The sequence below is a fragment of the Aquabacterium sp. genome, from assembly GCF_016195855.1.
GTDB lineage: Bacteria > Pseudomonadota > Gammaproteobacteria > Burkholderiales > Burkholderiaceae_C > Aquabacterium.
In genome coordinates this window covers 1-18068 of the sequence record NZ_JACPYU010000001.1, presented here as the reverse complement: position 1 = coordinate 18068, position 18068 = coordinate 1, and the positions used below count along the sequence as shown (strand labels likewise).

Genomic DNA, 18068 nt, shown 5'->3' with positions numbered 1-18068 from the left:
GGCATCTGGCCGGGCGCCTTGGTGACGCTGAGATGCGCAGTGGCGAGGTGGGCACGCGCAGCGTGCTTCGTTCATCTGACTGGCCCGACTTGTTTGAACGCAGCGGCGCAGCCGCGCAGTGAGTTGAAGGGCCCCACCTCGTCACGAGCATCGCAGGGCAGTCCCGCTTGCAAAGCGGGACCGTCAACATGAAGCCTGGACGGATGCTGGCTCAGCCCCCGCCTCGCGCTCCCCCTCCAAAACGATCAAACCCAAAACCACGTCTTCGCAGCCAGCCCCGCTAAAGCCGTCGTCAAAGCGTCAGGCCTGTTGAGTCGCATTGGGCGCTTCCACAAGCGCCTTGCCCTGGGCTTCCAGCGCCCGCGCCATCTCCTTGCGGAAACGGTTGAGCTCCTGCACGCTGGCAAAACTGCGGTCCATCAGCGAACTCAGGTTGTGCAAGATGCGCTCCACCACCTTGCCCTCCCACACCGCATCGAACTGGATTTGCTTGTCCAGCCACGTCTCCAGCCACTCCGGGTCCGGCAGGCGCGACTGGATGGTGTCACGCGGGAACAGCTTGGTGCTCACGTGCAGATTGGTCGGGTGCAGGGCCTGGGCCGTGCGCCGCGCACTGGCCATCAGCACGCCCACCTTGCTGAACGCTGCACGGGCCTCATCGCCAAAACGGTTCAGCGCCTTCTTCATGTAGCGCAAGTAGGCGCCGCCATGGCGGGCCTCGTCACGCGAGAGTGTCTCGTAAATCGCCTTGATCACCGGCTCGGTGTGCCACTCGGCCGCGCGGCGGTACCAATGGTGCAGTCGAACCTCGCCGCAAAAATGCAGCATCAGCGTCTCCAGCGCAGGCGCCGGGTCAAACTCGAAGCGCACCTCGTGCAACTCTTCTTCGGTGGGGACCAGATCCGGGCGGAAGCGGCGCAGGTACTCCATCAGCACCAGCGAGTGCTTCTGCTCTTCAAAGAACCACACGCTCATGAAGGCAGAAAAATCGCTGTCGTCGCGGTTGTCACGCAGGAACATCTCGGTGGCAGGCAGGGCAGCCCACTCGGTGATGGCATTCATCTTGATGGTCTGAGCCTGCTCATCACTGAGTTTGCCGGCATCGAAGCTGCTCCAGGGGATGTCGGTGTCCATGTTCCAACGGACGGCTTCGAGTTGCTTGAACAGTTCGGGGTAAAGCATGGCGTTCTCCAGATCAATGAACCGCGCACCTTGGACAACGTGCCCCAGCAAGGGGGATGCCACGCGACAGGTCGGCGACAGGCTAATGCACTTTCGTGACGTTTGAGCGAATGGATGCAGGCAAACCCGTGACAAGCCATGTTTTTGTGCGCGCCATGCATCGGCTTTGTCGCCACGGGCGTATAGGGCTCAGTGCACACTGCGCACATCGATCCATTTCAGGAGGAGTCTCATGGGCCCCGATTTGCTGATGTCCTTTCGTCGTTCGTCACTGGCCTTGCTGCTAGGTGGCCTGTCCTGGGGTGCCCAGTGTGCGCCGACCGTGCAGCCGGTACAAGTGCCGCCAACGGCGCCCGCAGGCGCGTCATCGCCAGCACCCGCCCCGGCCGCCTGCCCCGCCTTGCTCAACAAGACATTCCCCCGTCTGCAGGACGAAAAACCCCAGTCCCTGTGCCAGTACAGTGGCCAGGTGCTGCTGGTGGTCAACACCGCCAGCTACTGCGGCTTCACCAAGCAGTACAAAGGCCTGGAAGCGCTGTACGCCAAATACAAGGATAAGGGCCTGGTCGTGCTGGGCTTCCCCTCCAACGACTTTGGCAGCCAGGAACCCGGCACCGCCAAGGAGATCGCCGAGTTCTGCGCCAACACCTACGGCGTGAAGTTCCCCATGTTCGCCAAGAGCCATGTGGTCGGTGACGAGGCCAACCCGCTCCACGCCGAGTTGCGCAAGGCCACCGGCACCCGCCCGAAGTGGAACTTCTACAAGTACCTGATCGGGCGTGACGGGCAGGCCGTCCAGGCCTACAGCAGCATGACCTCGCCAGATGACCGCGATCTCATTGAGGACATCGAAAAGCAGCTTGCTGCAAAAAAGTGACTGATGAGTTACAGTATGAACTGTTCGGTATTTTTTGATTTGACCGGCACTTGATCGGCGTTTCACACTGACTTTGCCCGGGCTTGGCGGCCCGGGGCGTGAACACCGGTCTGCCCACGACAGGAGTCGCGCATGAAACGCATTGCCGTGATCGGAGCGGGTATTGCCGGCCTGGGGGCCGCCTATCGGCTGGCCACCTCGCCCGGTGAGCGCCATGTGACCCTGTTCGAGGCCGGTGGGCATTTCGGCGGTCATGCCAACACGGTGGACGTGACCCTGCCCGACGCACACGGCAAGCCCGTCACCCATGGGGTGGACACAGGCTTTCTGGTGTTCAACGAGCGCACCTACCCGCACCTCATCCGCCTGTTTGCCGAGCTGGACGTGCCCACGGCCAAGTCGGAGATGTCGTTCTCGGTGCAGGTGCCGGCTGATGCGCAAGGCCTGTCGGGCTTGCAACCAGGCTTGCAGTGGTGTGGCTCCAGCCTCAACAGTGTGTTTGCCCAGCGCCGCAACCTGCTGTCGCGTGCCTTCTGGCGCATGCTGGCCGACCTGGTGCGCTTCAATCGCCTGACGACGCGCCTGGCCCTCAAGGGCTCCGAAGCCCAGCTGCGCGAGCCCATCGGCGACTTCCTGCAACGCGAAGGCTTCAGCGCCGCTTTCCGCGAAGGCTACCTGCTGCCCATGGTGGCGTGTATCTGGTCCTGCCCTGTGCAGCAGATGATGCGTTTCCCCATGGCCACACTGATCCGCTTTTGCCACAACCATGGCCTGCTGCAAGTGGCCAACCGGCCTCAGTGGTACACCGTGGCCGGTGGGTCACGCGAGTATGTGCGCCGCCTGATGGCCGCCTTGCCGGATGCGCGGCTCAACACGCCGGTGCACAGCCTGATCCCCTTGGGTGATGAAGGCAGCGCCGGGGTGATGGTGCACAGCGCGGTCGGCGCCGAGCGGTTTGACGAGGTCGTGCTGGCCACGCATTCCGACCAGGCCCTGGGCCTGCTGGGTTCAGGTGCCACCGCGGCGGAGCGCGGCGTGCTGGGGGCCATCCACTACCACCGCAACCGCGCCGTGCTGCACACCGACGTGGCCATGCTGCCCGCGCAGCAACTGGCCTGGGCGGCCTGGAACTACGAACGTGCCGCCAGACCCGATCAGGAAGACCGCGCCGTGTGCCTGCACTACCTGATCAACCAGCTGCAGCCCGTGCCCTGGAAGCAGGCGGTGGTGGTGTCACTCAACCCCTTGCGTGAACCGGCGGCCGAGACGGTGCTGGCCGAGTTCGACTACGCCCACCCCATCTTCGACCAGGAGGCCATCGAGGCCCAACGGCAACTGCACACCATCCAGGGCCGCCGCCATATCTGGTTTGCAGGCGCCTGGGCCGGTTATGGCTTCCATGAGGACGGGCTCAAGTCCGGCCTGGCCGTGGCCTCTGGCCTGCTCGCGCGTGAGGGGATTTTGCTGCCTGTGGATGCCAGCGACCTCGCCGCCGACTACCTGCGCCTGCATGGCCAGCCCGGTGAGGAGATGGCGGCATGAGCGCACGCGCCCTGATCGGCTTTGGCGAGGTGCGCCACACGCGCCTCAAGCCCGCCCGTCATGCCTTTCGCTACGGCACCTACTTCTGGCTGTTGCCCATGCGCGCCCTGGCCCGTGAGCCGCAGGCCATCGTGCGGCGCAACCGGCGTGGCTGGCTGAGCTTTCACGACGCCGACCATGGCGCCGGTGGCCAGGATGCGCTGGCCTGGCTTGACGGCCTGCTGCGCAGCCAGGGCCTGTGGCAAGCCGATCTGCCGGATGGCGAAGTCTGGCTCCAGACCTACCCGCGCGTGATGGGTTATGCCTTCAAGCCCGTGAGCTTCTGGTACGTGCACCGGCCCGATGGCGGCCTGCATGCCATCGTGGTCGAGGTCAACAACACCTTTGGAGAGCGCCATTGCTACCTGCTCGGCGGCGCGCAACTGGGTTGGGGGCGCGAGATCGAATCCGACAAGGTCTTTCACGTCTCGCCGTTCTGCGAGACACAAGGGCGCTACCGCTTTCGCTTCATGCGCACTGCGCAGCGCCTGATTGCGCGCGTGGACCATGACGATGAAGGCGGCCCCTTGATCCAGACCGCCCTCAGCGGCGTATTGCAAGCATTGGACGCGACCAGCGCGCGCCGGGCCTTCTGGGGCTGGCCACTCATGACCTTTGGCGTGGTGGCCCGCATCCACTGGCAGGCGCTTCAGTTGTGGCTCAAGCGCGTGCCGTTTTTCAGCAAGCCCGAGCCGCCCGATCAATTCGCCACCGGCCCCCGTGCCCGTAGTACACCATGAACCGCATGACGATCTCATCATCATCTTCCACTGGCTTGCACCTGCCCCAGCAGGCACCGGCGGCCGCCCGCCTGGCCTTGCGCCTGTTGCAGCGGCTGCAGATCGGCTCGCTGGATGTGCAATACCCCGACGGCAGCACCGCGCGCTTTGGCCAGGCGCCCGATGCGGGTGGCCACGCGCCCCGTGCCACGCTGCACCTGCACAACTGGCGTGTGTGCGCGGCGGCGATGAAGTCGGGGGACATCGGCTTTTCCGAGGGCTACATCAACGGCGACTGGTCCACCTCGGACCTGACGGCCTTGCTCAAGCTCTTCATTGCCAACCGCCAGCAGATCGACGATGCGATCTATGGCAATTGGTGGGGGCGCTTGCTCTACCGTGTTCGCCACCTGCTCAACCACAACTCCAAGGCCAACAGCCGCAAGAACATCCAGGCCCACTATGACCTGGGCAATGCCTTCTACCGGCTCTGGCTGGACTCAACCATGAGCTACTCCAGCGCCTGGTTTGAAGGCGACCACAGCAAGCCCATGGTGGAGGCGCAACGGGCCAAGGTCAAGCGTGCGCTGAACGAAGCCGGCGTGACCGCGGAGGCACCGGGCCAGCGTGTGCTGGAGATCGGCTGCGGCTGGGGCGGCCTGGCCGAGATCGCCGCTGCCGAGCACGGCGCGCACGTCACGGGCGTGACCTTGTCCACCGAGCAACTGGCGTGGGCCACGGAGCGCATGGCCAAGGCGGGCCTGTCGGGCCAGGCCGATCTGCGCCTGCAGGATTACCGCGACATCCGCGAGGCACCCTTTGATGCCATCGTGTCCATCGAGATGTTCGAGGCTGTGGGCCGCGAGTACTGGGCAGGCTACTTCGAGACCCTCAGGCGCTGCCTCAAGCCGGGTGGCAAGGCCTGCCTGCAGACCATCACCATCCACGATGATCTGTTCGAGCGCTATGTGAAGTCCACCGACTTCATCCAGCAGTACATCTTCCCCGGTGGCCTGCTGCCCAGCGACAAGGCCTTCCGTGAAGAAGCGCAGCGTGCCGGCCTGGAAGTCGTCAAGGCCATGGCCTTCGGGCCTGATTACGCCGAGACCCTGCGCCGCTGGCGTGCCGATTTCCACCGCCACATCCAGCAGGTGCAAGGCCTGGGCTTTGATGAGCGCTTTCAGCGCATCTGGGAGTTCTACCTGGCCTACTGCGAAGCCGCCTTCGACATGGGCAACACCAACGTGGTTCAGTACACCTTGCGCAAGCCGGGCTGAGCCTTCTGCGAGCCTGCACCACCATGAGCCAAGCCGTCCTGCCCCACGCTGCGTGTGCGCGCTATGGCTTGCTGGGTTTGCCACTGGCCTTCGTGGCCATGCCCTTGTACGTGGTGTTGCCAGCGCACTATGGCCAGACCCTGGGCGTGCCCTTGGGCCTGCTGGGCGCCGTGCTGCTTGGGGCCAGGCTGGCCGATGCCCTGGTTGACCCTTTGATCGGGCGCTGGGCTGATCGCCTGTTGCACCAGCCCAGGCACGCGGCCGTGGCCATGTGGGCGATGGCGGTTGTGTTGTCGCTGGGTTTTGCTGCCCTGTTCTTCCCGCAGACCAGCGGGCAGGGTGCCTTGTTGTGGTGGTGTGCTGCCACCATGGTATTGACCTTTGCGGCCTACAGCCTGGGCAGTGTGCTCTACCTGGCCTGGGGTAGCCGGCTGGGCGGCAACGTGGCCCAACGCGCGCGCCTGGTGGCCTGGCGTGAAGGCTTCGGCCTGCTGGGCGTGGTGCTGGCCAATGTGCTGGCCGTTCAAGCCGGGCTGGGGTGGACGGCCCTGGTCTTGCTCTTGACTTTGTTGATCGGCGTGGGCAGCCTGGTGCAAGGGCCACGGCCCACCGCCGTTGACGCGGAGTTGGCACCACCGGCGCGCCTGAGCCTGCGCGAGCTGGGCTTGCCCTGGCAGGGCCCGGCCTTCCGCAAGCTGTTGAGCCTGTTCCTGCTCAACGGCGTGGCCAGTGCCATCCCGGCCACGCTGGTGCTGTTCTTCATCCAGGATCGCCTGCAGGCCCACACATGGACTGCCGCCTTCCTGGGCGTTTACTTCCTGATGGCCGCCTTGAGCGTGCCTTTCTGGGTTCGCCTCATTACCCGCCTGGGCCCCATGCGGGCCTGGTCACTGGGCATGGCCTTGAGCGTGCTGAGCTTTGCCGGCGTGCTGATGCTGGGTGCGGGCGATGCGCCGGCCTACCTGCTGATCTGCGTGTGCAGCGGCTGGGCCCTGGGGGCCGACCTCACCGCCCCCGGTACCTTGTTGACCGGCGTGGTGCAGCGGGCCGGGCATGCGGACCAGGCTGAAGGCATGTATGCGGGCTGGTGGCAATGGGCTACCAAACTCAACCTGGCCCTGGCCGCCGGCCTGGCCTTACCGGCCTTGCACTGGCTGGGCTATGCACCCGGCGCGCGTGATGCGCAGGCCTTGCTGTCGCTCACGCTGGTCTATGGCGCCTTGCCCTGTCTGTTCAAACTGCTGTCGCTGGCCTGGTGCTGGCGCTGGCGCAACCTGGCCGCATGAGGACGAACTGATCATGGCGCAACGACGCTTCCACCTTGCTGCTGCCGCCACGGCCTTGCTGGCGATCACGCTGGCCGGCTGTGCCGGCGCACCCATGCCCGCGGACTACGCCCGCGAGCAACCCACGCTGAACCTGCGTGAGTACTTCAATGGCCCGCTGACCGCACACGGCATCTTCACGGATCGGTCCGGGCGCGTGGTCAAGCGCTTCACCGTGCAGATGGTGGGCCGCTGGCAGGGCCAGAACGGTGTGCTCGAAGAAGACTTCACCTACAGCGATGGCAGCAAGCAGCGTCGCGTGTGGCGCCTCACCGACCTGGGCCAGGGGCGCTGGCGCGGCCAGGCCGACGACGTGGTGGGCGAAGCCCTGGGCGAAGTCGCCGGCAACGCCCTGAACTGGCACTACACGCTCAGCCTGCCCGTGGACGGCAAGACCTACGAGGTGCAGTTCAACGACTGGATGTACCTCATGGACAACCGCACCATGCTCAACAAGGCCGTGATGAGCAAGTTCGGCTTCACCCTGGGTGAGGTCACCCTGAGTTTCAGCAAGCCCTGACACCCTAGCCGAGCCTACCCCATGTCCCTCAACCCCCCCATCACCCACTGGGCCGGCCGCACGGTCTGGCTGATCGGTGCGTCCACCGGCATCGGCCGCGCGACGGCCTCGCGGCTGCATGCCCTGGGTGCCCAGGTCATCGTCTCGGCGCGCAACGAGGCGGCCCTGCGGGCCTTCGTGGTGCAACACCCGGGCAGCGAAGCCGTGGTGCTGGATGTGGTGGACGCCGCATCGGTCAAGCTGGCCGGCGAGCGCGTGCTGGCGCTGGCACGCCAAGGCCGGCTCGACATGGTGGTGTACTGCGCCGGGCACTACAAGCCCATGCGCGCGCAGGACTTCGATCTGACCGAGGCCATGCGCCACCAGCACATCAACTACGACGGGGCGCTCTACGTGCTGGACGCGGTGCTGCCGACCCTGCTGCAGCAAGGCGGCGGGCACCTCAGCCTGGTGGCCAGCGTGGCGGGTTTCCGGGGCTTGCCCAAGGCGCTGGCCTACGGGCCCACCAAAGCGGCGCTCAACAGCCTGGCCGAGACGCTCTACCTGGACCTGAGCCCGCAAGGCATCGGCGTGTCGGTCATCAACCCGGGCTTTGTGGCTACGCCCATGACGGCGCACAATGACTTCAGCATGCCGGCCTTGCTGACGCCCGAGCAGGCCGCTCACGAGATGATCTCGGGCTGGGAGGCGGGCGCGTTCGAGATCCATTTCCCGCGGCGCTTCACCCTGTGGCTCAAGCTGCTGCGCCACCTGCCGCATGCCCTGTACTTCCCTGCCGTGCGCCGGGTCACCGGCCAATGAGTTGAAGGAGCACCCCATGAGCGTCACCCCCATGCCTTCCAGCCGCACCGACGTGGCCCACCAGGCCATGCCGCTCATCGTGGCGTTTTTCGAGAACCTCAAGGAAGAAGACCTGTCCGAGCTGGCCCGCCTCTACGCCCGCGAAGCCCGTTTCAAGGACCCGTTCAACGAGGTGCAGGGCCTGCTGGCCATCGATGCCATCTTCCAGCACATGTTCCAGACGCTGGACTTGCCGCATTTCGTGGTCAAGGAGCGCATGGCGCAAGGGCAGCAGGCCTTCCTCACCTGGGATTTCCGCTTCCGCTTCAAGGGCCAGCCGAACTGGCAGACCATCCACGGCGCCACGCGCCTGCAGTTCGACGCCCAGGGCCTGGTGATCGAGCACCGCGACTATTGGGACGCGGCCGAGGAGCTGTACGAAAAGCTGCCCGTGCTCGGCACCCTGCTGCGCTGGCTCAAGCGGCGGGTGATGAGCTGAACAGGGTGAGGACGCGCCAGGCAAAAAAAACCCCGCCACGAAGGCGGGGCTGCGCAACCCTGTGATTTTGTGAAGGGGCCCGTCGCCAGCCGGCGCGAACCGCGTGTTTTCCCTCTCCCTGGAACCGTGTGACAGCACGATTCAAAAATGTAGATGGAACCGACACGATCCATATCCCTCCGTGGGGGGATAAACGGCAGGGCGCCTGCATGGGCCAAGCCAAGTCCCCAGGAGGGATGGGGGCTTGCGCACCTGGCGCCCACTTAAATAGGGGGGTGCTTGTGCACAAAGGCACGTGAGGGCACCTGATGGCCTGGCCAACCCTCAAGTTGGGGGATGACGGCACCGATGGACAAGTCATGATGGCCTTGAGGACCAAGGAATGGGCCTTATCTACAAGGCAAGCCTGAAGGACCACGGAGTAGTTCATGCACATGCTTTACAACTCGGACAGCTATGCGGTCGTCCAGATCGAGCTGCCGGCCACGGAAATCCTGCTGTCGGTTGACCCGTCAGCCAGCCTCAAGCGGGGCGGCTACGAAATCGTGGACAAGTTTGCCCGCAAGGAACTCTTCATCGAAGGGGCCCTGGCCGAATCCTTCAAGGAAGGCGTCGAAGCCCTGATCGAGACCTCGCCCAGCGTCGAGGAGTTCGATGCCTACCTGGAACGCTTTGCCGGCATGGCGCAGCAGCCGGTCGTGATGCATTGAACAATTTGTTTGATTTGCGCGCCTGAAACGGCTCAAGTGCACCCCCTCACGCGTCGAAAACCGATCACGTCAAGAAGTGATTGATCGGGTCTGGCGCGAGGTCCCCCTGCAAGGAGGGCCTTTATGGGGAAATGCGCATGTCACAACAATGGATGGAGCCGCATTACGACGCGGTGCTGCTGCTGGCAGCCTCCGCGATCGGCGTGTATGCCCTTTATTTGCAAAGCCTGGTGGTGCGCCGCGTGCGCGCCCATGACCGGGATACCGCCTTCACCTGGTTGCTGGGCGGCGCCCTGAGCGTTGGCACGGCCATCTGGGCCGAAGGCCTGCTGGGCCTGATTGCCTTGAAGCTGCCCTTGCAGTTGGGCTATGTCCGCGCCATCGTGCTGGCGGCCTGGTTGCCCGCCGTGGTGCTGGGCGCGGGCTCCATCCGCATGTATTGCCAGCCCAGGCTGGCCATGCACATGCGGGTGATGGGCGGGCTGATGGTCAGTGCGGCCGTCTGCCTGCTGAACTTCATCATGGTCTCGTCCGTGGTGCTCAAACCCTCTGTGCAATGGGACCCCCGCTATGTCGGGGCCGCCGTTGGCGTGTTGCTGCTGGCCAGTGCGGCCGGCTCGGTGCTCGTTCGCTGGGCGCTGGAGGGCTCCTTGCGGCATGCGCGAACGCTGGCCGTGGCCGCTCTGGTGGCCATCCTGTTCCGTGCCGGGCAGATGCTGTTGATTGCCGCTGTGAACGTGCCGGTGGGCGCGGTCAGCGTCAGCGGCGATCAGATGTCGGGCGACTACCTGCAACTCTTGCTGACGGCCCCCGTCTTCCTGCTGCTGGCCGTGGTGCACCTGGGCACCGTGCTGGACGACCGTGCCATGCGTGGCCAGGCCGCCTTGAAGGCCTCGCTGCAGCAAGCGCAGGCGGCGCTGGAGGAGGCCGCTCAGCAGGACCCGTCCACCGGCTTGTTCAACCGCCAGGGCTTCGAGAAACACCTGCGCGCTTTGCTGGAAGACCAGGGTAGCGAGGTGAAGTCGTTGTGCGTGTTCCGGCTCAGCCTGGATGGCTTCAAGTCCCACGTGGAAAGTTACGGCCATGACATGGGCGACGCCATCGTGCGGCATCTGGCCGGGCGCCTGCAAGGCCTGGTGCGCGAGGGTGACGTGCTGGCCAGGTCGGACACCGATGAGTACCTCCTGCTGTGCAAGGACCTGTCTGACGAGCACGTGATGGCCCAGCTGGCGCAGCGCCTGGGCGAGGCCATCCACGAGCCCTGCCTGATCCGTGACCAGGATGTGGTGCTCAGTGCTTCCATCGGCATCGCCAGCTTCCCCGCCAGCAACAATGTGGACCAGTTGCTGGGCCATTCGCTGGATGCCATGTTGACGGCCCGCAAGGCCGGTGGTGGTGCGCACTGCCTGTATGAGCGCGGCATGGACCGCACCGGCGCGGAGCAGATCGAGATGCAGCGCGATCTGCGCCACGCCATTGCCCGCAACGAGTTGACGCTGTACTTCCAGCCCAAGCTGCACGCGCAAGACAAGACCCTGGCCGGCGTGGAGGCCTTGCTGCGCTGGACGCATCCGCAACGCGGCATGGTCAGCCCGGTGGACTTCATCCCCGTGGCCGAGCGATTCGGCCTGATCGGCGAGCTGGGCTTGTGGGTGCTCAACGAGGCCTGCCGGCACATCCGCATCTGGCACGATGCGGGCCTCAACGTGCCCGTGGCCATCAACCTCTCGGCGCACCAGCTGCGGCAACCCGATCTGGAGCTGCGTGTGCGCGATGCGCTCAAGCGCCATAGGGTGCCCGCCCGCATGCTGATCATGGAGATCACCGAGTCCACTGCCATGGACGATATCGAGGCCTCGCTGCGCGTGTTCGACATGCTGGACACCATCGGGGTGCGCCTGTCCATCGACGACTTCGGCACCGGCTACTCCAGCCTGAGCTACCTGCGCCGCCTGCCGGCCCGCCAGCTCAAGATCGACCGCAGCTTCGTGAACGACCTGGCTGCGAGCCTGGATGCGCAGGCCATCGTGGAGGCCGTGGTGCGCCTGGCCCATGCCCTGGGCCTGGAGGTGGTGGCAGAAGGGGTCGAGACGCCTGAGCAGGCCTTGATCCTGACCCGCTTGCAATGCGATGAGTTGCAAGGCTTCCTGTATGCCGTCCCCATGCCTGAGGCGGCCTTGCTGGCCTGGTTGGTGCAGCATGGCGTCCAGGTGCAGAACGCGGCACCTGTGCCGGTGCACGCAGGTCACGAAGAAGAGGATTGGCGCGTCTGGGGGGAACAGGAGCTGGCCCGTTCATCATGAGCGCCGTGCAGACCTCCGTGTCACCCTGGTGGTGGATGCTGCTGGCGCTGCTGGGTGTGGCCGTGCTGATGTCGGTGCTGCGGGCCTGGCTGGCCTCCCGCGAGCGCGACCGCGAGGCCGACGAGCAGGGCACCACCCGTGCACCGCCACCGGTAGAGATCCCCACGCGCTTGACGCCCGATGTGCAGGACCCGGTCACCGGCCTGGCCACGCGGCTCTTGCTGGAAGACCAGCTGGCCGCTGCCGCCATGCGGGCCGAAGCCCGCAAGCGCCGCCTGGCCTTGCTCTACATCGACCTGGACGGCTTTCGGCCTTTCAACGAGGCCTTTGGCCATGCCTGTGGCGACACCTTGCTGCGCGAGGTCGGGCAGCGCCTGTCCAGCATGGGCCGCGCCACCGACACCGTGGCCCGCATGGGCGGCGACGAGTTCCTGATGCTGCTCGATGGTGACCCGGACAGCGCCTCGGCTGCCCTGGTGGCCGATCGGGTTTGGCACAAGCTGCAGCAGCCCTATCAGATCGATGGCAAGGACGTGCGCCTGTCATGCTCGATCGGCATCGTGCTCTACCCCGAGCACGGCCCGCGCGCCAAACTGATTGCCCGCGCCGACGCCGCGATGATGGCGGCCAAGCGGGCCGGCGGCAACATGCATTGCTTCTATGAAGCGCGCATGGACCACGATGCCGAACGCACTTTTGACCTGCACCGCGAGCTACGCAGCGCCATTGAAACGCATACCGGCCTGGCCTTGCACTACCAGCCCCAGATCGACGGGCGCACCGGCCAGATCACCGGCGTTGAAGCCCTGGTGCGCTGGCAGCACCCCGACCGCGGCATGCTGAGCCCGGCCGATTTCATCCCGATTGCCGAGCGCTTTGGCCTCATCGCCGCATTGGGCGAATGGGTGACCGATGAAGCCTGCCGCCAGGTGCGCGCGTGGCTGGATGAAGGCGTGCGCCTGCACGTGGCCATCAACCTCTCGGTGCACCAGTTGCGCCAGCCCGATCTGGTGGAGCTGATCCAGGCCGCCCTGAGCATCCATGAGGTGCCGCCCGAGCTCATCACTTTCGAGGTGACCGAGTCCGCCGCGATGGAGGATGCCAAAGCCTCGCTGCGCCTCTTCGAGCAGCTCACGCAGATCGGCGTGCAGCTGTCCATCGATGACTTTGGCACCGGCTACTCCAGCCTCAGTGAGCTGCGCAAGCTGCCGGTGCGCCAATTGAAGATCGACCGCAGTTTCGTGCAGAACATCGACAAGGAAGACGATGCCCGGGCCATCGCGCGGGCGGTCATCAAGCTGGCCCATGCCCTGGGCCTGCAGGTGGTGGCCGAGGGCGTGGAAACCGAGGCCCAGCAGGGCCTGCTGATGCGCTGGGGCTGCGACCAGATGCAAGGCTATCTGTTTGCCAGGCCCATGCCGGCGGCGAACCTGCGCCTGTGGGTGGCCGGCGACGAGGTGCCAGCCAGGCGGGCGAGCTTTCGTGCCTCGCTGTTCAACCAGGGCAGCGATCAGGACGAGCCTGAAGACGAGGGCTGAAGCGCGTTCAGCACCTGTCGGCTCATGCCCTGCGCCAGCTCGTGTTCCAGCACGAAGGCCTCAATGCCCAGGTCCTGACGCAGCAGGCGAGCCTCTTCTTCGCTGGCCGCATGCACCAGGATGCTCGCGGACGCATTGAGTTCGCGGGTCATGTCCACCAGTTGCCGGATCAGCAGGCTGTCGGGGGTGGTGATGACCAGGGCCGCCGCGCGGGCGATGTGGGCCTGGATCAGGGTGGCCGGGTCGCGCAGGTCGCCGGTCACGGCGGCCACATGGGTCTGGCGCAGCTTGTCGACCGTGTCGCGGTTTTCTTCGGCCACCACGAAGTGCACGTGCTCGGCCTGCAGGCGCTGGGCAATCTGCTTGCCGATGACGCCGTAGCCGACGATCACCACCTGGCCGGTCAGGCGGGCCGGGTCCACCGTGGTGGGCAGCTGGGCCAGCGGGTCATCACGCGCTTCCAGGCGGCGCGCCAGCGCCGAGCGTTCGCGGATCCAGTTCAGCGCGGGCTCCAGCGAGCCAAAGAGCGCGCTGTTGACCGCGATCGACACCAACGCCCCGGCCAGGATCAGGTCCTGCCCCTCCTTTTGCAGCAGGCCCAGGGACACGCCCAGCCCGGCCAGGATGAAGGAGAACTCGCCGATCTGAGCCAGGCTGGCGCCCACCGTGAGCGCCGTGTTGAGCGGGTAGCGAAACAGCAGCACCAGGGCCACGGCGGCCAGCGTCTTGCCCACCAGGATGATGGTCACGGTCAGCAACAGCTTGCCCGGGGCGTGCCACAGCACGGAGGGGTCAAACAGCATGCCCACCGACACGAAGAACAGCACGGCAAAGGCGTCGCGCAAGGGCAGGGACTCGTCAGCGGCGCGGTGGCTGAACTGCGAAGCCTGCATCATCATGCCGGCAAAGAAGGCACCCAGCGCAAAGGACACATCGAACAGCTTGGCCGCGCCAAAGGCCACGCCCACGGCGGTGGCGACCACGCACAAGGTGAACAGCTCGCGCGAGCCCGAGCTGGCCACCCACCACAAGACCTTGGGGAAGACCTTGCGCCCCACCAGCAGCATGGTGGCCACAAAGCCCATGACCTTGGCCAGCGTGAGCGCGATGGTCAGCCACAGGGCCGGGGATTGCGGTGCGGCCGCGGCTGCGCCCGTTGCCGAGCCCACCACCGTGCCCGTTTGCATCATGGCGGCAAAGGCGGGCAGCAGCACCAGCACCAGCACCATGACCAGGTCTTCCACCACCAGCCAGCCCACGGCGATGCGCCCATTGACCGAGTCGATCAGGCCGCGTGCCTCCAGCGCCCGCAGCAGCACCACGGTGCTGGCCACCGACAGGCACAGGCCGAACACCAGCGCGCCGCCCCAAGGCCAGCCCCAGGCGTGGGCCGTGAAGGCACCCAGGGCGACGGCCACCAGGATCTGCACGATGGCACCGGGGATGGCGATGCGCCGCACGGCCAGCAGGTCAGCCACCGAAAAGTGCAGGCCCACGCCGAACATCAGCAGCATCACGCCGATCTCGGCCAGCTGCGAGGCCAAGTGGACGTCGGCCACGAAACCAGGTGTGGTCGGCCCGATCACCACACCGGCCATCAGGTAGCCCACGAGCGGTGGCATGCGCAGGCGCGTGGCGATGAGGCCCATGACCAGCGCCAGGCCGAAGCCGGTGGCAATGGTCGAGATCAGGCTGACGTCATGGGGCATGGGCTCACAGGTCCTGGTCGTATTGGTAAGGGGGCAGGGCGGCACCGCAGTGCCAGCAGAACTGCGCTTCGGCCGTGTGGCCCTCGGTCAGGCAGCGCTGGCAGGTGCGGGTGGTGGGGCGCTTGGCGGGGCTCCCGCGCTGCGCGGCCATCTCGGCCGTCACGATGCCGGTGGGCACGGCCAGCACGCTCCAGCCCAGCAGCATCATCAGCGCCGAAATGAGCCGGCCAAAGTCGGTCTTGGGGGTGATGTCGCCAAAGCCCACCGTGGTCATGGTGGTCACCGCCCAGTACATCGATGTCGGGATGCTGGTGAAGCCGTTGGCCGAGCCCTCGACCACGTACATGACCGTGCCCATGATGAGCACCACCATCATCACGAAGGTCAGGAAGACCATGATCTTGCGGCGGCTGGCCCGCAGCGCCACGGCCAGGGCGGTGTACTCGGCCACATAGCTGCCCAGCTTGAGGATCCGGAAGATGCGCAGCAGGCGCAGGATGCGCACGTCCATGAGGGCGCTGGCCTCGGGCATCAGCAAGGCGAAGTAGGTGGGCAGGATGGACAGCAGGTCGATCAGCCCGAAAAAACTCAGGGCATAGGCCAGCGGGCGGCGCACGCACAGCAGGCGCAGCAGGTACTCCAGCGTGAACAGGCCGGTGAAGACCCATTCCAGCGCGTCGAAGGCCAGCCCCCAGCGCGCCTGGATGCTGGCCACGCTGTCCACGGTGACCACGCCCACGCTCAGCAGGATCAGGGCGATCAGGGTCTTGTCGAAGGCCCGCCCCTCGCGGGTGTCGGCCTCGAAAATGATGGTGTACAGGCGCAGGCGCCAGCCACTCAAGGGTTTGTCCAGGGGGTCCTTGTGCATAGGGTGGTTATACGTCAGGTCGGCATGGTCTCGGCAAGTCCTTAAAATGGCGGGATGAACACCGCCGCCAACCTCGCGCCCGTCGCCCGCCGCCCCTACACCCGCGCAGCCCAGCTGCCAGAGATCATGCGCCAGCGCATCGTGGTGCTGGACGGCGCCATGGGCACCATGATCCAGCGCTACAAGCTGGGCGAGGCCGACTACCGGGGCACGCGCTTTGCCGAGCACGGCAAGGACCTCAAGGGCAACAACGAGCTGCTGCAGCTGACCAAGCCCGAGGTGATCAGCGAGATCCACGAGAACTACCTCAAGGCCGGGGCCGACCTGATCGAGACCAATACCTTCGGCGCCACCACCGTGGCCCAGGACGACTACGACCTGCCCGAGCTGGCCTACGAGATGAACGTGGCCGCCGCCCGGCTGGCCCGCGCCGCCTGCGACAAGTACAGCACGCCGGACAAGCCCCGCTTCGTGGCCGGCGCCATCGGCCCGACCCCCAAGACGGCCAGCATCAGCCCGGACGTGAACGACCCCGGTGCCCGCAATGTTGATTTCGACACCCTGCGCACGGCCTACTACGAGCAGGCCAAGGCCTTGCTGGAGGGCGGCGCCGACGTCATCCTGATCGAAACCATCTTCGACACCCTCAACGCCAAGGCCGCCATCTTCGCGGTGGACCAGCTGTTTGAAGACACCGGCGAGCGCCTGCCCATCATCATCTCCGGCACGGTGACGGACGCCTCGGGCCGCATCCTCTCAGGCCAGACCGTGAGCGCCTTCTGGCACTCGGTGCGCCACGCCCACCCGCTGGCCATCGGCCTGAACTGCGCCCTGGGTGCCACGCTGATGCGGCCCTACATCGAGGAGCTGTCCAAGATCGCGGGCGACACCTTCGTGAGCTGCTACCCCAACGCCGGCCTGCCCAACCCGATGAGCGACACGGGCTTTGACGAAACGCCCGAGATCACCGGCGGCCTGGTCGAGGAGTTTGCCAAGGCCGGCTTCCTCAACATTGCCGGTGGCTGCTGCGGCACCACGCCCGATCACATCGCGGCGATTGCCAAGCGCGTGAGCGCCTACAAGCCGCGCTGCCTGCATGAAGGCAACACGGGCTTTTTGAGCGGCCTGCAGGCGGCCTGACCGTCTGAAGGCTTGGCGGCCGACGACCCGGCCTCAGGCAGCCTTGAAGAAGCCCAGCAGGCTTTCCAGCTGGGCGGACTGGTTGTGCATGGTGTCGGCCGTGCTGGCCAGCTCTTGCGAGGTGGCGTTGTTCTGCCCGGCGATCTCATGCAGCCGCACGATGACCGTGTTGAGCTGCGTCACGCCTTGCGACTGCTCGGCCGAGCTGGCCGCGATCTCCTGGACCAGGGTGGACGTTTGCTGGATGGCCGGCACGATGTCGCTCAGCAGCTTGCCGGCGTTTTCGGCCAGGCCCACGCTGGTGTCGGCCACCTGGCCAATTTCCAGGGCGGCTTCTTGCGCGCGTTCGGCCAGTTTGCGGACCTCATCGGCCACCACCCCGAAGCCCTTGCCATGCTCGCCCGCCCGGGCCGCTTCCAGCGCGGCGTTGAGCGCCAGCAGGTTGGTGCGGTAGGCGATGTCGTCGATGATGCCGATCGTGCTGGCGATGCGCTTCATCGCGTCCACCGTGTCCTTGACGGCTTCACCGCCCTGCGCTGCATCGGCCGATGACTGCGCCGCGACGGCGTCGGTCTCTTGCGCATTGGCGGCGTTGTGCTCGATGGCGGCACGGATCTGCTCGATCGAGCTGCTGGTGGTCGCCACGCCTTGTGTCTGCTCGGCGGTGGAGGCGCTCAGGTTCTGCGCGGTCCGGGCCACTTCCGATGCGGCCTGGGACAGCGAGGCCGACGCCTGGTGCACATCGGCCACGATGCTGGCCACGTTGCCCGTCATGGTGTGCACGGCGTGCATCAGGCGGCCAGTCTCGTTGCGCCAGTTGTCGATGCGCTGCAGGCGCACGTCACCGGCGGCCACCCGCTGGCAGACGCGCACAGCCTGCTCCAGCGGCCGGAAGAGGGCGGTGTGCATCAGGTGGCCCAGGTACAAGGCCGAGCCCAGCCCCACGCCCAGCAGGGCCTGGGGTGGCACGCCCGGCCATTGAGCATACAGGCCCAGCAAGCACAGCGCGAACAGGCCACACAGGCCGTACACACGGGTTT

16 protein-coding genes are annotated in these 18068 nt (G+C 66.1%); 12 read left to right on the top strand and 4 right to left on the bottom strand.

Going from position 1 to position 18068, the window contains the following annotated elements:
- Positions 1 to 300: 300 nt before the first annotated feature.
- Positions 301 to 1182: a ferritin-like domain-containing protein gene (locus HY019_RS00080; protein ID WP_290687367.1), complete on the bottom strand. Its 882-nt coding sequence runs from the start codon at positions 1180 to 1182 to the stop codon at positions 301 to 303.
- 232 nt (positions 1183 to 1414) lie between these two features.
- On the opposite strand from HY019_RS00080, the gene HY019_RS00075 reads away from it, so the two are divergent.
- From HY019_RS00075 to HY019_RS00025, 11 genes are all read left to right on the top strand, one after another.
- Entirely contained in the window at positions 1415 to 2059 is a 645-nt protein-coding gene (locus HY019_RS00075; protein WP_290687366.1) for a glutathione peroxidase, read from the top strand.
- Positions 2060 to 2191: 132 nt separating this feature from the next.
- Positions 2192 to 3601 carry an FAD-dependent oxidoreductase gene (locus HY019_RS00070; protein WP_290687364.1) on the top strand — a complete coding sequence of 470 codons (1410 nt, stop codon included), beginning with the start codon at positions 2192 to 2194 and terminating at the stop codon, positions 3599 to 3601.
- A complete protein-coding gene (locus tag HY019_RS00065) occupies positions 3598 to 4380 on the top strand; it encodes a DUF1365 domain-containing protein (RefSeq protein ID WP_290687362.1) in 783 nt (260 codons plus the stop codon). The genes HY019_RS00070 and HY019_RS00065 overlap by 4 nt, the downstream gene beginning before the upstream one ends.
- Positions 4381 to 4385: 5 nt before the next feature.
- Entirely contained in the window at positions 4386 to 5636 is a 1251-nt protein-coding gene (locus tag HY019_RS00060; protein ID WP_290687360.1) for a cyclopropane-fatty-acyl-phospholipid synthase family protein, read from the top strand.
- 23 nt (positions 5637 to 5659) lie between these two features.
- A complete protein-coding gene (locus HY019_RS00055) occupies positions 5660 to 6922 on the top strand; it encodes an MFS transporter (RefSeq protein ID WP_290687358.1) in 1263 nt (420 codons plus the stop codon).
- A gap of 13 nt (positions 6923 to 6935) precedes the next feature.
- Positions 6936 to 7481, top strand: coding sequence for a DUF3833 domain-containing protein (locus HY019_RS00050; RefSeq protein WP_290687356.1), 546 nt, complete (start codon positions 6936 to 6938; stop codon positions 7479 to 7481).
- 21 nt (positions 7482 to 7502) lie between these two features.
- Positions 7503 to 8282 (top strand): SDR family NAD(P)-dependent oxidoreductase, encoded by a 780-nt coding sequence (locus HY019_RS00045; protein ID WP_290687354.1) that lies wholly within the window; start codon positions 7503 to 7505, stop codon positions 8280 to 8282.
- 16 nt (positions 8283 to 8298) lie between these two features.
- Positions 8299 to 8760 carry a nuclear transport factor 2 family protein gene (locus HY019_RS00040; protein WP_290687353.1) on the top strand — a complete coding sequence of 154 codons (462 nt, stop codon included), beginning with the start codon at positions 8299 to 8301 and terminating at the stop codon, positions 8758 to 8760.
- Positions 8761 to 9188: 428 nt separating this feature from the next.
- Positions 9189 to 9470: a DUF3567 domain-containing protein gene (locus HY019_RS00035; protein WP_290687351.1), complete on the top strand. Its 282-nt coding sequence runs from the start codon at positions 9189 to 9191 to the stop codon at positions 9468 to 9470.
- Positions 9471 to 9607: 137 nt separating this feature from the next.
- Positions 9608 to 11773 carry an EAL domain-containing protein gene (locus HY019_RS00030; RefSeq protein ID WP_290687350.1) on the top strand — a complete coding sequence of 722 codons (2166 nt, stop codon included), beginning with the start codon at positions 9608 to 9610 and terminating at the stop codon, positions 11771 to 11773.
- Positions 11770 to 13311 carry a bifunctional diguanylate cyclase/phosphodiesterase gene (locus HY019_RS00025; RefSeq protein ID WP_290687348.1) on the top strand — a complete coding sequence of 514 codons (1542 nt, stop codon included), beginning with the start codon at positions 11770 to 11772 and terminating at the stop codon, positions 13309 to 13311. Before HY019_RS00030 ends, HY019_RS00025 begins: the two co-directional genes overlap by 4 nt.
- On the opposite strand, the gene HY019_RS00020 is transcribed toward HY019_RS00025, so the two are convergent.
- Both HY019_RS00020 and HY019_RS00015 read right to left on the bottom strand, forming a co-directional pair.
- The gene (locus HY019_RS00020) at positions 13284 to 15020 is read right to left on the bottom strand and encodes a cation:proton antiporter (protein WP_290687347.1); all 1737 of its coding nucleotides are present in this window, start codon (positions 15018 to 15020) and stop codon (positions 13284 to 13286) included. The genes HY019_RS00025 and HY019_RS00020 overlap by 28 nt on opposite strands.
- Positions 15021 to 15024: 4 nt before the next feature.
- On the bottom strand, positions 15025 to 15888 hold the full coding sequence (locus HY019_RS00015; protein WP_290687346.1) for an ion transporter: 864 nt from the start codon (positions 15886 to 15888) through the stop codon (positions 15025 to 15027).
- 54 nt (positions 15889 to 15942) lie between these two features.
- Here HY019_RS00015 and HY019_RS00010 point away from each other — a divergent pair, with 54 nt between their 5' ends.
- On the top strand, positions 15943 to 17028 hold the full coding sequence (locus tag HY019_RS00010) for a homocysteine S-methyltransferase family protein (protein ID WP_290687345.1): 1086 nt from the start codon (positions 15943 to 15945) through the stop codon (positions 17026 to 17028).
- 33 nt (positions 17029 to 17061) lie between these two features.
- Here HY019_RS00010 and HY019_RS00005 read toward each other — a convergent pair.
- A partial coding sequence (locus HY019_RS00005; RefSeq protein WP_290687344.1) for a methyl-accepting chemotaxis protein occupies positions 17062 to 18068 on the bottom strand: 1007 nt, incomplete at its 5' end.

Coding starts and splice junctions, on each gene's coding strand:
- HY019_RS00035 (WP_290687351.1), top strand. CDS start 9,189: ATGCACATGCTTTACAACTCGGACAGCTATGCGGTCGTCCAGATCGAG.
- HY019_RS00060 (WP_290687360.1), top strand. CDS start 4,386: ATGACGATCTCATCATCATCTTCCACTGGCTTGCACCTGCCCCAGCAG.
- HY019_RS00030 (WP_290687350.1), top strand. CDS start 9,608: ATGTCACAACAATGGATGGAGCCGCATTACGACGCGGTGCTGCTGCTG.
- HY019_RS00045 (WP_290687354.1), top strand. CDS start 7,503: ATGTCCCTCAACCCCCCCATCACCCACTGGGCCGGCCGCACGGTCTGG.
- HY019_RS00010 (WP_290687345.1), top strand. CDS start 15,943: ATGAACACCGCCGCCAACCTCGCGCCCGTCGCCCGCCGCCCCTACACC.
- HY019_RS00065 (WP_290687362.1), top strand. CDS start 3,598: ATGAGCGCACGCGCCCTGATCGGCTTTGGCGAGGTGCGCCACACGCGC.
- HY019_RS00020 (WP_290687347.1), bottom strand. CDS start 15,020: ATGCCCCATGACGTCAGCCTGATCTCGACCATTGCCACCGGCTTCGGC.
- HY019_RS00025 (WP_290687348.1), top strand. CDS start 11,770: ATGAGCGCCGTGCAGACCTCCGTGTCACCCTGGTGGTGGATGCTGCTG.
- HY019_RS00080 (WP_290687367.1), bottom strand. CDS start 1,182: ATGCTTTACCCCGAACTGTTCAAGCAACTCGAAGCCGTCCGTTGGAAC.
- HY019_RS00075 (WP_290687366.1), top strand. CDS start 1,415: ATGGGCCCCGATTTGCTGATGTCCTTTCGTCGTTCGTCACTGGCCTTG.
- HY019_RS00015 (WP_290687346.1), bottom strand. CDS start 15,888: ATGCACAAGGACCCCCTGGACAAACCCTTGAGTGGCTGGCGCCTGCGC.
- HY019_RS00050 (WP_290687356.1), top strand. CDS start 6,936: ATGGCGCAACGACGCTTCCACCTTGCTGCTGCCGCCACGGCCTTGCTG.
- HY019_RS00070 (WP_290687364.1), top strand. CDS start 2,192: ATGAAACGCATTGCCGTGATCGGAGCGGGTATTGCCGGCCTGGGGGCC.
- HY019_RS00040 (WP_290687353.1), top strand. CDS start 8,299: ATGAGCGTCACCCCCATGCCTTCCAGCCGCACCGACGTGGCCCACCAG.
- HY019_RS00055 (WP_290687358.1), top strand. CDS start 5,660: ATGAGCCAAGCCGTCCTGCCCCACGCTGCGTGTGCGCGCTATGGCTTG.